Below are 13,128 nucleotides of genomic sequence, written 5' to 3' on the forward strand. Positions count from 1 at the left end.
TCCGGCACTGCTTCAGAGCGAATCACGCTGCACGCAATCCACTCTTACTTCGCAAGTGCGAAAGGGCCTTGAAGCCGGTGTCTAGCATATTGCTGCAGCCAAGCACGTCCCTTGATTGGGAAGGTCGCGGGCTGCGACACAAAGTTACAAATGCCCTGCAAGTTCCCGCGAAATGCCGATTCGACGCAGCACAAGCCCAAAATCGAACTAAAATCGTTCGGCGCCTGTGAAATTCAGTGGAAAGACGCGCAAAGGCCATGGCTTTCGCGGTTCGCCATGCGTTAGCCGTGCGCTCCCTTTCCAGCAGAGGACATCAGGACAATGAACAACAGCGACCTCGCCGATTCCATCGCAGCAAGCCACGGCCTCACCAAGGCAGACGCCCGCAAGGTCGTCGACAGCGTTTTTGCAGCGATCGCCGACGCAGCCGCGAAGGGCGAGGAAGTCTCGCTGAACGGCTTCGGCAAGTTCAAGGTCAAGAACACCCCGGCCCGTGAAGGCCGCAACCCCTCGACCGGCGCCACCATCCAGATCGCAGCTTCGAACAAGCTGACCTTCTCGGCTGCAAAGGCGGTCAAGGACAAGCTGAACGGCTGATCCGTTCCGGACCGGCGCCTGCCAACGCGGGCGCCGGGTCCACCTTTGCGATTGGATGACGGCAGCTCTAGAAATGGCTGCGCCCGATCGGCAGGCTTGAGCCCAGTTGCGCTCGCCTCGGCGGACACAGTTAACCGCAATTATCCAGACAGTTGCACCGAATCGACGAAAGATCGCCCAGGTTACATCCGAATCGGAGTATCTGGCCGGATCACAAGTGATGTCCGGTACTTCATGGGCGGCTGTTAGTTCCTTACCGTGCAGCAGTTTTCCCTTACAACTTTAGTTAATGAAACTGACCGGGACATCCCCTTGCTGACATTAAGTTAAGCTAAACTTTCACAAACCACTCGCCCGACAAGACCCATTATCTCATTGTTATTTATAACATAGTTTAACCCCCAACCGAACCTGCTGTGGTTAATATCTGCCGTTCCCGACCCGCAGCACGTTAACCTTTGCTTAGGCAGCTACACCTAGGGCTTCCCTCAGTCCGGCCACTTGTCGGCAATGGATTGCACAAGGGTTTGCGCAATCCTCTTCGGGACGGCTCCGGTGGCTCCGGGGCTTTGGAAAGGGGAATTGAGATGAAGAAGTTGCTTGCCAGTGCGGCTGTTGCCGCCGGGCTGCTGGCCGGAGGCTCCGCCTTCGCCCAGGCCGCGAATACCAGCAGTGCGACCGCATCGGGCTCGGTCACGATCGTGCGCCCGCTGACGATCACCAAGAACAGCGACCTCGCCTTCGGCCGTATCGTGCGTCCGCGCACCGGCGGAACGGGCACCGTCACGTTGGCGAACACCGGCAACACGGTCGTTGCAGCCAGCGGCGCGGTTGCGCTTGCCAGCACCACCAGCCGTGCGCAGTTCACGGTTGACGGCGAAGGCGGCCAGTCGGTCACGGCCTCGATCCCGTCGAGCGTGAACCTGACGAGCGGCACCAACACCATCGCAGTCACGCTGCTGCCCGACTTCGGTTCGACCGTGACGCTTTCCGGCGCGCTGGCCGCTGCCGGTTCGTCGACGCTCAACGTCGGTGGCTCGTTCAGCCTGCCTGACACCCAGGCGACTGGCGCCTATACCGGCAACTTCACGGTTACCGTCACGTATCAGTGAGGTGACTCTCCGGAGAGATGTGCCGTAATCATGCGGCACCTCTCCGGGCGGCAGGGTACCGGAGGCAGGAGGGGGACAGGCAATGCGCACAACGACAAGGAACCACGCGCGGCAATTTGCCGCTGCCGTTCTGATCGCGGGCGCGGCCTTGGACCTGTCTCCGGTCGCCCACGCCGCAACCGCTGAAGCAAGCGCATCGGTCGTCATCGTCGAGCCGGTGGGGGCAGGCTTTTCGTTCGATATCCTGAGCGATACGGTCTCGGCGGTGTTTCTCAACGGAGATGCCGGCGATTCCGTCTCTCTGCTGATGTCGGGGCGCAAGCCCGGCGGCCAGAGTGCGTCACGCGAAAGCGGCGTGGTGGTGATGGCGAGCGGGGTTTACCGCATCGACCTGCTCCAGTCTGCCGCATCCCCTGCCCGCCTGCGCAGCACGATACGTGCAGCATCGCCGGGCGGAAGTTCGATCCTGTTTCTCGCCCAGTTCAACTGACCGGTTGGGTGGGCACAATGAAAGCTGATCTTGCCATGAAGCGCTATTCCAGGACGATGCTGGCCTTGCTGCCGCTGCTGTCGCCGGTCGGCGCCTGGGCGCAGCAGGCGTCGCTGCCGATTACCGCGCCCAAGGCCGACGCTGCACAAGTGAGCGTGCCGGTGCAGGCGGCGGCGGCCAACATCAACATCACTCCGCGCCGCGTGATCTTTGATCGCACCAAGCGCACCGAAGCGGTCTATGTGTTCAACCAGGGGACGACGCCGGTCGCGGTCGACGTCGCGCTGATCGACAACGCGATGCTGCCTTCGGGCGAGATCGTGCCGCTATCGCGCCTTGGCGAGCGCGGGGCTGCGGGCGAAGCGGCGGGCGCGAAAGTCCGTTCGGCCAAGCCCTTCGTGCTGGCAGCGCCCAGCCGCCTGACGCTGCCGCCGGGCCAGGGCAAGACCATCCGCGTGCGCGCCACGCTGGCCGATGGCGCCGACACGAGCGAGTACCGCACGCACCTGACTGTCACCACCGTGCCTGCACCCGATACCGGGCTGACCGCCGAACAGGCGGCGGCTGCGGAAAAGGGCGAGCTGGTGCTGCGCATCCAGTCGGTCTTCGGCATCTCGATCCCGCTGATCGTGAGGGGCGGCGAGCCTGACGCGACAGGGAGCATCGGTCCGATGGCGGCTGCCACCGTGCGTGAAGGGCCTGCCCTCTCGGTCACGCTGCGCCGCAAGGGCACGACCTCGCTCTACGGTAACATCGAATTGCGCACGGCCAAGGAGATCGTCGGCGTCGCACGCGGCATCGCGGTCTATCCCGAGGCCGACGAGCGCGAGGCGCTGGTGCCGCTGCTGCGTCCGCTCAAGAAGGGCGAAGTGGTGACCGCAACCTACAGCGCGGACGACGGCAAGAAGCCCGTCGCCATCGCCAGCGGGACCTACACCGCCCCCTGATATGCTTACGACATTGGGTATCCTGGCCCTGGCAACCGCTGGCAGCAGCGGTCCGCCGGAGGGACCGGTTGCGCCTGCGCAACACGTCGAGGCTTCGGCCCCGGCGCAGGGCACTGCGTCATATTCGGCCAGCGACCTTCTGCTGTTCTCGGTCCAGCTGGACGGCACCACGATCAGCGAGGCGCTGACGGCCTATGGCGATCCGGCAGATCCATTGCTGCCGCTGGGCGAGCTGTCGCGCCTGCTCGAGATCCCGCTCGACATAGACGTGGCCAATGGCATCGCCTCGGGCCGCGTCGGCGAAGGCCAGCGCCCTATCACCATCGATCTCAAGTCCGGCCAGGCGCTGATCGGCGGCAAGGTCGTCGCGCTGATTCCACCCGACAGCCTGATCACCGAAACCGACATCTACCTTCGCGCCTCGCTGATTGCCAAGCTCCTGCCGTTGCGCATCACATCGGTGGCCGACGAGATGATCCTGACGCTTGAGGCGACCGAGAAGCTGCCGCTGCAGGCACAGCGCGAGCGCCTTGCCCGCATGGCAGGCCTTGCCGGAGCGCCCGAGCAGCAGGACGACGCGCTGCGCGTGGCGACGCCCTATCGCTGGGCGAGCGCGCCCTCATTCGATTTCACCACCGAACTTGGCTACAACAGCGAAGGTGGCACGAGCGGGGGGCGCGCCGTGACGCGGTTCGAGGGGCGCGTTGCGGCTGACCTGCTGCAGACCGGCTTTTCGGCGTGGCTGGCGACGGACGATCAGGGCAAGCCGTCCTCGGCGCGCGTGGCCTTTACGCGGCGTTCGGAGGAAGGGCGGCTGCTGGGCTCGCTGGGCGGCACTTCGGCCTCGGCAGGCGATGTGTTCACGCCGCCGCAAGTGATCGGCGCACGCAGCCTTGGCGGGGCGGGCTTCGTGTTCTCGTCATCGCGCTTCGACGAGGCGAGCGTGTTCCAGCGCATCAACCTGCGCGGCGAACTGCCGATCGGCTATGACGCGGAACTCTACGTCAACGACATCCTGCGGTCAGCGCAGCGCGGGTCAACCGCGCAGGGACGTTATGAATTCAACGACATTCCGCTGGTGCGCGGGCGCAATGCATTGCGCGTGGTGCTCTATGGCCCGCGTGGCGAACGGCTCGAGCGGACGCGGGTTATCAATGTCGGTGGCGGGCAGCTGGCGGCGGGGAAGACCACGGTGGACCTGGGCGTGGTGGCGCAGGACCGCACGCTGATCGACCTGTCGGATGCCAACCTCAGCGGCTTTTCCAAGGGCAAGGGCGACCTGCGCGCGACGTTCAACATCGCCCACGGGATCAGCGAGCACATGACGGTAGCCGCCGGCCTTTCGCGCTTCACGGACTTTGGCGGCACTGCGCACACGATGGGCTCGCTCGGCACACGCACCTCGCTGATGGGGCTTGCGGTGCAAGCCGATCTGGCGAGCGATTTCGGCAAGGGCCGCGCCGTCTCTCTGGGTCTGGCCGGACGGATCAAGGGGATCAGCTTCCTTGGGCGGCACGTGGAATATGGCGGCGGCTTTGCCGACGAGGCCAACACGCTGTTCGATCCGGGCCGGGCAATGCGCCGCTACAGCGAAGTGGTTTTCGACCTGGCCGTGCCGCTGCCGGGATCGCTCGGCCTGCCTGTTTCGGGCCGCTTCGACCGCGCCGAGTTCAGCGATGGCGGGCAGACGCTTTCGGCCCGCGCGCGCACCACGGCCAATGTCGGGCAGACCCTGCTGGCCATAGGCGCAGACTACAGCCGCCGCACGCAGGGGAGCTTTTCCGACACGCGGATCAATGCGAACCTCGGCGCGATGCGGCTGATCGACTACAAGTGGCAGCTTCGGGCGACTGCGGATTTCCGTCTCAAGCCGGGCACGCGGCTGGAGACGCTGGGCTTTGCCGCCGACCGCGCGATCGGCGAGCGCTACAGCCTGCGGCTTGGCGCGACACGCAACTTTTCAGGGCATGACACCGCGTTGCAGGCTGGCTTTACCGCGCGCCTGCCGATGGCGACAGCCACGTTCGGCGGTGACTGGTCGACCAGTCAGAACCGCTGGCGGGTCGGCGTGCAGCTCAACTTCGGCATCGCCCGCGATCCGCTCAAAGGGCGCTACCGCATGACCCCTCCGGGACCTGCCAATGGCGCCAGCGCGGCGCTGCTGGCGTTCATCGACGCAAACGCCAACGGCACGCGCGACGCGGGCGAGGAAGCGGTACCGGGCGTGGTCATTCAGGGTGGAGGGCTGAAGACGGTGACCGACGCGAAAGGGCGCGCGTTCGTGACCGGGCTGGGCGATGGCACGATGACCACGCTGCGCGCCGATGTTTCGGGCGCTGACACCATGTTCGTCGCGCCGCCGCCACAGAACATCACATTTGCCGCGCGCGCCGGAAACGTCGCGCAGATCGCCTACCCGATGGTGCCGACTTCGGAGCTTGTCGCGCGCATCCGTTTCCGCGGGCGCGAGGGCGCCCTGAGCGGGCTGTCCGCGGTCAAGCTGCGGCTGGTTTCGACCAAGGGCGTGGTCGTGCAAGGCATGACCGAGTTCGACGGCACTGCGGTGTTCGACGAAGTGAAGCCGGGGCGCTATGCGCTGGAGATCGATCCGGAACAGGCGATACGGCTGGGGATGCATTTGAAGGAACCCGTATTCGTGACCGTGGGGGCTGACGGGCGCAGCATTGACGCTTCGGGCGAAGTAGCCTTCAACCAGCCGACACAGATGGTTTCCCGCTAATGCTCCGCCTGATCCTTGCGGCCCTGATGCTGCTGTCCGCATCGCTTTATGCCGGAAGTGCAGCGCAGGCGCAGAGCTATTCGGTGGACACGATCACCGATGCCAATTTCGGCGACATCGTTTCTGCGGCGTCCGGGCAGTCAGTGTTCCGGTCGAGTGCGACATCGGGTGGAGTAACGCTGGTTTCGGGCAGCGGCGTGCGGCTTTCGGGTACGGCTGCAAACGCGGTCGTGACGATCTCTTGCAGCAACACCAACGCCTGCAATTCGACCAACGTGCAGGTGCAACTCTCACTTGCGGGGACACCTTCGGGACGCCTGGCCTACATCACCGCGATCAGCCTTGCGAACGGTACCGCCTCGATCACTTCCGCGTTCAGCGCCGGGAGCTATATCGTGATCAACCTCGCACCGATCCCGCGCAGTTCGGCACGCACCTTCCTGATCGGCTTCGACCTGCCGGTGGATGGAAACGATTCCGCCGACCCGACCGGCAATGCGGTGTCGTCGTACCTCATCACCGCGCAGCGTGCATCGGGGGGCGGTGCGGATTCGCTGGTCGGCAATATCCTTGCCAAGGTGATCCGGCCGATCAGCATCGCCAAGACGCAGGACCTGCAGTTCGGAAGCGTGACGCGGCCGAGCAGTGGTTCGGGCACGCTGACTTTGACGCCGGGCGGCGTAGCCTCGGTGACCGGTACCAACGTTCGCCGCTTCCCCACGCCCGCCGCAACGGCGGCGCAGTTCACGGTGAGCGGCGAAGGCGGTCAGGCGGTGACGGTATCGGTGCCGAGTTCGGTGACGCTTTCGGGCAGCAGCGGATCGGTGACGGCGACGCTGACAAACACCGGGGGCGGCGCACAAGTGCTGAGCGGTTCGACCGGATCGGCGGGCAGTGCGCAGGTCAATGTGGGCGGTACGGTGCCGCTGTCGGGCTCGAGCGCGCTGGGAACGTTTACGGGCACGGTGACGGTGACGGTACAGTACAATTGAGGGAGGCGCTTTGGGCTTGGCCTTCAAGCTTTGCTCGGGTCTTGAAGGGTGTGCGAGATCGCGCAGTCATGGGCCCCGGCCTGCGCCGGGGCGACGGGGGTTGGGTGTTCAGGGCGATTGGGATTCAGTTCACCTGACGCTCGAGTCCCGCCCAATAGGGTTCGCGCAAGGTGCGGCGCAGGATCTTGCCGGAAGGGTTGCGGGGGAGTGCATCGATCACATCGACCGACTTGGGCACCTTGAAGCCTGCCAGCCGCTCGCGCGTCCAGTCGATGATCGATTGCGGATCGATCGCGTGGCCGGGCTTGGGCACGCAGACAGCCTTGACCGCCTCACCCCATATCGCGTCCGGCACGCCGATGACAGCGACTTCGAGCACGTCGGGGTGGCCGTAGATCGCGCTTTCGACCTGGGCTGGATAGACGTTCTCTCCCCCCGAGATGATCATGTCCTTGATGCGGTCGTGCATGTAAACGTAGCCGTCGTCGTCGAGATAGCCCGCGTCTCCAGTGGCGATCCAGCCGTCGGGGGTCATGGTCTTGGCGGTGGCTTCAGGCAGGTTCCAATAGCCGAGCATGTTGTTGGACGAGCGGGTCTGGATCTCGCCGATCTCGTTCGGACCCAACGCTTCGCCATTCTCACCCACCACGCGAACCTCAACGCCGGGCAGCGGCTTGCCGGCCGAGCGCATGCGCTGGTTGCCTTCGACACAGTGATCTTCGGGCGGGAGCATGCAGATCGTGCCGGTGGTCTCGGTCATGCCATAGGCCTGGATGAACTCGGCCTTGAACATGGCAATGCATTCGCGCAGCAGCACGAGCGGGATCGGTGAGGCTCCGTAGATGATGTATTTCACACGGGAGAAATCGACGCTCGCGCAGTCGGCGTGGTTGAGCAGCATCTGCAGCGCGGCGGGTACGATGAAGAAGCGCGTTACGCCCTTTTGCTCGACCGCGTCGAACACCGCGCGCGGTTCGAATTCGGCAAGAATGATGCCGGGGAGTCCCGCGCCGATGGCCATGACGCCAAGACCAGTGCCGCCGATGTGGGCGCAGGGCATGGCAACGAGGATCGCCTCGTCGTCGGTCATCGTGGTGTAGGGCTGGTCGCTGCCGAGCGACTGCTTGCGCAGGCCGAACAGGTTGCGGTTGGACAGCACCGCGCCCTTGGGGTTTCCGGTGGTGCCAGAGGTGTAGAGCTGCAGCACGGCATCGTCGGGGCCGGCCGTTTCGAAGGGGGCGGGTTGCTGTGCATCGATCCAGCGCCAGGCATCGTCCTGCGTCATCGCGATGCGGACGTCGGGCAGTGCGGAGAAGGCATCGGCGAGGCCTTCGAAGCCCTGCCCGAGGAACACAACCTTGGCGTTGGCATCGTCTGCGATCCACGTCGCCTCGGCAGGCGCAAGCCGCCAGCCGATCGGCACCATGACCACGCCAAGGCGCGCAGCGGCGAAAAACAGGGTGAAGTAGAGCGTGCTGTTCTTGCCGAACCACGCAATGCGGTCCCCTTTGACGAGGCCAAGGTCATGCAGACCGGCGACGGCTTGAGCCGTAGTGGCTTCGAGTTCGCCGTAGGTGAGAGTGCGGTCCGGGCCGTCGAGAGCGGTGCCTTGCGGGCGGTCATCGGCCCAGAAGCGCAGAAACTCTTCGAACGTGAACAGGTCTGCGGTGCGTTCTGCCGTTGTAGGCTTCACGGCTGCGTCGGCCATGTCTTGCTCTCCCAAGCGATTTTGCGCAGTTAATCACGCAATTAAGGCTGGGCGCAAGCCTGCCAATCGTGACAGTGTGCGTCGGGTGGGGCAGACTGCCTCAAGCCTCGGCCATGGCCTTCTTGTAGATGCTGTTCAGTGGCTTTTCGAACAGGCGCATGACCATCGGCTCAAAGAATTCGAGCGGCAGGGTGTCGTAGTCAGGGTCGAAGGCGGGGCAATCGTACTTCTCGATGAACTCGGCGGTGGCGGCGGCATGGGGGTGGTCGGCAAACTTGTCGCGCAGATTGCGGTCAAGGCCGATGAAGTGGAAGAAGTTGTAGCCCTGGAAGATGCCGTGGTGCTGGACGATCCACAGCAATTCCTCGGACACGAAGGGCTTGAGGATCGCGGCGGCAATATCCGGGTGGTTGTAGGCGCCGAGCGTATCGCCGATGTCGTGCAGCAGGGCCATGACCACGTAGTCCTCGGCACGCCCGTCGCGGTGGGCGCGGGTGGCGGTCTGGAGGCAGTGGGTCAGCCGGTCGACCGCGAAGCCGCCGCAATCGCCTTCTAGCAGGCGCAAGTGATCGAGCACCCGCGCGCCGCCGTTGCGGGAATGGGGCTTCAGGTGAATCATGATGGCGTCCCAGTCTTCCTGGGTGCCCTCGGTCATGGTGTGGAACTTTGCGGTCGGCAGCTCTTCCATCGCGCGAATCCTCTCCCCGTGCGCATTCTCGGCGCATCTGGTTGCCGACGAGAGTATCGCGATTATGCCGCTTGGGAAGAGGCCTCGACCGCAAATATCTGGTCGGGCAGCGAAAGCGCGAGGGCGAGGCATCCGGCAAGCAGGACGAGGATGACGCCGAGCGCGGCATAGACGCCGCCCGGCCCTTGCGCCATGTCCGGTCCGCCCAGTGCGAAGTATGCACTGCCGACGAGCGCGATGCCAAAGGCGCTACCCATCTGCAGCACGGTCTTGAGAATGCCGCTGGCCGCGCCTGCGTGGGAACGGTCCACGCGCGCAAGAGCGACGGGCGAGACCGGGCCGGAGAGCGTGCCCATGCCGACGCCCGCCAGCAGCAGCGCGGGCAGGAGAAGCGGCAGGCCGGGGCCGCCCAATGCGATCCAGCCGAGCGCCGCAGTATCGGCCACGAACAGGGCGAGCGAGGCGCATACCATCACCCACTTGCCCGCCCTGGCGAGGTAGCGGCGGCCAAGGAAACCCATGCCGATCATCACGCCCGCGCTGAAAGGGATGTGGACGAGGCCGGTCTGCAACGGCGAGAAGCCCAGTCGCGATTGCAGTGCGTGGGCAAAGACGAAGAGGAAGCCGGTGTTTGCCGCCGAGAACACGAGGCCGATCAGCGCGCCGGTGCGAAACAGGCGGTTGTGGATCAGTTCGGGCGGAAAGATCACCGGGCGGCCTGCGCGGGCCCGAACGACAAGGCCGCGCCATGCCGCCCACATCAACAGCGGCGAGGCGGCCAGCAGCAGGAGGCTCCCCGTATCGAGCCCGGCGTGTTCGCCACGCACCAGCGGAAAGAGCATGGCGGCGAGCGCTGCGCCGAAGGCAAGTGTGCCAATCACGTCGATCCGCCCGCCCTTGTGCGCCACTTCGCGCGGCAGATAGCGCCACCCGGCAACGAAAGCGGCGATCCCGATCGGCAGGTTGATCAGGAACACGGTGCGCCAGCCGAGCCCGGCAATGTCTGCCGAGATCAGCAGTCCGCCGATAATCGGCCCGGCAATGCCGGCAAGGCCACCGATCACGCCGAACCATGCCAGACGTCCGATGCGTTCGACCGGATCGTAGAGGATCTGGATCACCGCCATGACCTGCGGCGCCATGACCGCACCCGCCGCGCCCTGCAGCACGCGCGCGGCAATCAGCAGCTGCGGGTCAGCCGCCATGCCGCAGAGCGCCGAGGCGAAGGTAAAGCCTGCAACGCCGGTGAGGAACATCGCCCGGCCACCGAACAGGTCGCCCAGCCGTCCACCGAGAATCAGCAGCAGCCCGAAGGCGAGCGAATATCCTGCCGCGATCCATTGCGCTGCGCTGCCGCCCAGATCCTGCCCGCGCGCGGCAAAGTCTGCCTGCATGGCAGGGAGCGCGGTGTTGATGATCGTCACGTCGACGATCTCGAGCACCAGCGCGGTGATCAGGGTGAAGAAGGCGAGGCTTTTCTGCCGCTCGGTCATGCCTGCGATGGCTGTAGAGGTCACGTCAGATGGAGCCTTCGCGCAGCATCTTCACTGCCGCGTCGCAGGCCCGCGCCGTCAGCGCCATGTAGGTGAGCGACGGGTTCTGGCAGGCCGAGGAGGCCATCTGCGCACCATCGGTGACGAACAGGTTCGGGATGTCGTGCGCCTGGCTCCATTTGTTGAGGACCGAGGTCTTCGGATCGAGCCCCATGCGCGCGCCGCCCATCTCGTGGATCGCGGTGCCGCCGGGTCCGGGCTGGTCGAGACCCATGATTACATTGCCGCCCGCTGCGGTCATCATTTCCGCCGCATCGGCCTTGGCCTGTGCGAGCGCCGCCTGCTCTTCCTTGCCGAACGCGAATTCGACGTGGAGTTGCGGGATCCCGAAACGGTCGGTCCTGACCTTGTCGAGCGTCAGGCGGTTGCTGTCGCGCGGTACGCAATCGGCGAAGGCGACCAGGACGAAGCGCCACATGCCGGGTTGGTGCAGCTTGTCCTTGAGCTCCGCGCCGATCCCCGCCTCGCGCTTGCCCGCACCCCAGTTGCTCTGCAGCGCGCCACCCTGGAACGAAAAGCCGCGGGTGTGGCCGACGCCGTCCATCGTGTCCATGTTGCGATAGCGCGCGATGATCGCACCGGTCGGGCGGTTGCCGAAAGTTGTGCGGTCACCGAATTGCGGGAACAGCGCGATGGTGGACAGCGTGTTGGCGTGGTCCATGATCTGCGTGCCGAGCACGCCGCTGGAATTGGCAAGGCCGGTCGGCATGGCCTCGCTGCGCGAATTTAGCAGGAGGTGGACCGAGTTGAATGCGCCTGCATTGAGGAACACGAGGCGGGCGGTGGCGGACCCGCGCGTGCCGTCCCTGGTGTTCACGTAGCGCACCCCCGTCACGCGCTTCGTCCTGGGGTCGTAGTCCACCGCCTCGACGATGGCGTCGGTCACCACGGTGAGATTTCCGGTAGCCTTGGCGGCGGGAAGCGTGCTCGACTGCGTCGAGAAGTAAGCACCGAAAGAGCAGCCGCGCGCGCAGATCGAGCGGTTCTGGCAGGCCGAGCGGCCCTCGTCGGGCTTGGCTTCGGTCATGTTGGCCACGCGGCCCACGGTGACGCAGCGGCCGTACTTGTCCGCCACGACCTTGCGCACGTGCTGTTCGACGACATTGAGCGCCATTGGCGGCTGGAACTTGCCGTCGGGCAACTGGGGCAAGCCCTCCGCCGCGCCCGAGACGCCGATGAACTCCTCGACCTTGTCGTACCATGGCGCGAGGTCGGCATAGCGGATCGGCCAGTCGGTGCCGTGGCCGTCACGCTTGTTCGCGCCGAAATCGTAGTCCGACCAGCGATAGGACTGGCGGCCCCAGGTCAGCGAACGGCCGCCTAGCTGGTAGGAGCGGAACCAGGTGAAATCGGTTTCCGGCGCGGTCGCGTAAGGGTTATCCTTGTCGTTGACGAAGTGGCCTTGCGTGAACTCGTTGAAGTGCCGGTTCTTCATCTGGACCTGATATTCGCGGACGTATTGCGCCGCGTCGCCGCGGCCCCGGAAGGGCATTTCCCACGGCGTCTTCATCTCGGTTTCGTATTCGCCGTGGACGATTTCGCGCCCGCGCTCGATCATCAAGACCTTGAGGCCCGCCTGCGTCAGTTCCTTGGCGGCCCACCCGCCGGTGATCCCGGAGCCGACCACGATCGCGTCGAATTGCATGTCAGTCAGTCCTGTATCTCAGCCGAAATCGACGGCAGTCCAGTCGTTGGAAATCGCCCGGAAATCGGGCGTCAGCGGCAGGTCGGGATCGAAGCGACCGGGCACCGGTTCGTATCGCAGTTCCTGCGACCCGCCGACTTCGCTGGTGTAGTAGCCGGTGAGGATCAGGCCCTTGATTGCCTTCCACGGGCTCTCGCTCTCACGGCTGGCAAAGGCCTCGGCGTCGAGCGCCTTGAGCAGGGCGAAGCGGGCTTCTGCGGGAGCCTTCAAAAAGTCTCCGCCTGCGCGGGTATCGAGTTCCTTCTCCAGCCAGGCGACGTGGCGGATCGATCCGTCGTTGCGGGTAAAGCGGGCATAGGCTGTCTGGTCCTTCAAGGGCGTGCGCGAGCCGTCGAGGCCGTGCGCGAGCGCGAGAATCGCAAAGTCGCCCGCCCCCACCTCGCCAGCGCCGGCCGTTGCCGAACGCGGGATGACCAGTTGGCTGACGTCCTCCATCAGCAGGCGCTGGCGGTCGCTCGGGGCATCGGCCGATTCGAGGCGGGTGAGGCTGACAGCAGCAGCAGGCAGTCCAAGCGCCACCGCGACAAGCGCCGAAGCGCTGACGAACTCGCGGCGGTTCCAGCCACGCTTTGCACTTTGCGGCATGAGGCGATCAT

At 65.3% G+C, this 13,128-nt stretch carries 11 protein-coding genes; 6 read left to right on the forward strand and 5 right to left on the reverse strand.

The genetic code is table 11. The annotated features are described in order from the left end of the window. Nucleotides 1–321 precede the first annotated feature (321 nt). The 6 genes from IQ25_RS03090 to IQ25_RS03115 all read left to right on the forward strand — a co-directional run bounded on the left by IQ25_RS03090 (nt 322) and on the right by IQ25_RS03115 (nt 6,878). Nucleotides 322–597 carry an HU family DNA-binding protein gene (locus tag IQ25_RS03090; RefSeq protein ID WP_144902088.1) on the forward strand — a complete coding sequence of 92 codons (276 nt, stop codon included), beginning with the start codon at nt 322–324 and terminating at the stop codon, nt 595–597. A gap of 587 nt (nt 598–1,184) precedes the next feature. After that, nucleotides 1,185–1,709 (forward strand): DUF4402 domain-containing protein, encoded by a 525-nt coding sequence (locus tag IQ25_RS03095; RefSeq protein WP_144902090.1) that lies wholly within the window; start codon nt 1,185–1,187, stop codon nt 1,707–1,709. A gap of 82 nt (nt 1,710–1,791) precedes the next feature. Then, on the forward strand, nt 1,792–2,199 hold the full coding sequence (locus IQ25_RS03100) for a hypothetical protein (RefSeq protein ID WP_144902092.1): 408 nt from the start codon (nt 1,792–1,794) through the stop codon (nt 2,197–2,199). 17 nt (nt 2,200–2,216) lie between these two features. After that, complete coding sequence (locus tag IQ25_RS03105; protein WP_144902094.1) at nt 2,217–3,146, forward strand: fimbrial biogenesis chaperone; 930 nt, start codon at nt 2,217–2,219, stop codon at nt 3,144–3,146. Between the two features lie 13 nt (nt 3,147–3,159). After that, nucleotides 3,160–5,886: a hypothetical protein gene (locus IQ25_RS03110; protein WP_144902096.1), complete on the forward strand. Its 2,727-nt coding sequence runs from the start codon at nt 3,160–3,162 to the stop codon at nt 5,884–5,886. After that, entirely contained in the window at nt 5,886–6,878 is a 993-nt protein-coding gene (locus IQ25_RS03115) for a DUF4402 domain-containing protein (RefSeq protein WP_144902098.1), read from the forward strand. The genes IQ25_RS03110 and IQ25_RS03115 overlap by 1 nt, the downstream gene beginning before the upstream one ends. Nucleotides 6,879–7,002: 124 nt before the next feature. On the opposite strand, the gene IQ25_RS03120 is transcribed toward IQ25_RS03115, so the two are convergent. The 5 genes from IQ25_RS03120 to IQ25_RS03140 all read right to left on the reverse strand — a co-directional run bounded on the left by IQ25_RS03120 (nt 7,003) and on the right by IQ25_RS03140 (nt 13,117). Beyond that, nucleotides 7,003–8,586: a fatty acid--CoA ligase gene (locus IQ25_RS03120; RefSeq protein ID WP_144902100.1), complete on the reverse strand. Its 1,584-nt coding sequence runs from the start codon at nt 8,584–8,586 to the stop codon at nt 7,003–7,005. A 100-nt stretch (nt 8,587–8,686) separates the two neighbouring features. After that, nucleotides 8,687–9,274: an HD domain-containing protein gene (locus IQ25_RS03125; RefSeq protein ID WP_144902102.1), complete on the reverse strand. Its 588-nt coding sequence runs from the start codon at nt 9,272–9,274 to the stop codon at nt 8,687–8,689. Nucleotides 9,275–9,336: 62 nt separating this feature from the next. After that, nucleotides 9,337–10,791 carry an MFS transporter gene (locus IQ25_RS03130; RefSeq protein WP_258536935.1) on the reverse strand — a complete coding sequence of 485 codons (1,455 nt, stop codon included), beginning with the start codon at nt 10,789–10,791 and terminating at the stop codon, nt 9,337–9,339. Between the two features lies 1 nt (nt 10,792). Then, on the reverse strand, nt 10,793–12,472 hold the full coding sequence (locus IQ25_RS03135; protein WP_144902104.1) for a GMC oxidoreductase: 1,680 nt from the start codon (nt 12,470–12,472) through the stop codon (nt 10,793–10,795). 18 nt (nt 12,473–12,490) lie between these two features. Continuing rightward, on the reverse strand, nt 12,491–13,117 hold the full coding sequence (locus IQ25_RS03140) for a gluconate 2-dehydrogenase subunit 3 family protein (RefSeq protein ID WP_144902106.1): 627 nt from the start codon (nt 13,115–13,117) through the stop codon (nt 12,491–12,493). Nucleotides 13,118–13,128: the final 11 nt, after the last annotated feature.

This window comes from Novosphingobium taihuense (assembly GCF_007830315.1).
Classification (GTDB): Bacteria; Pseudomonadota; Alphaproteobacteria; order Sphingomonadales; family Sphingomonadaceae; genus Novosphingobium; species Novosphingobium taihuense.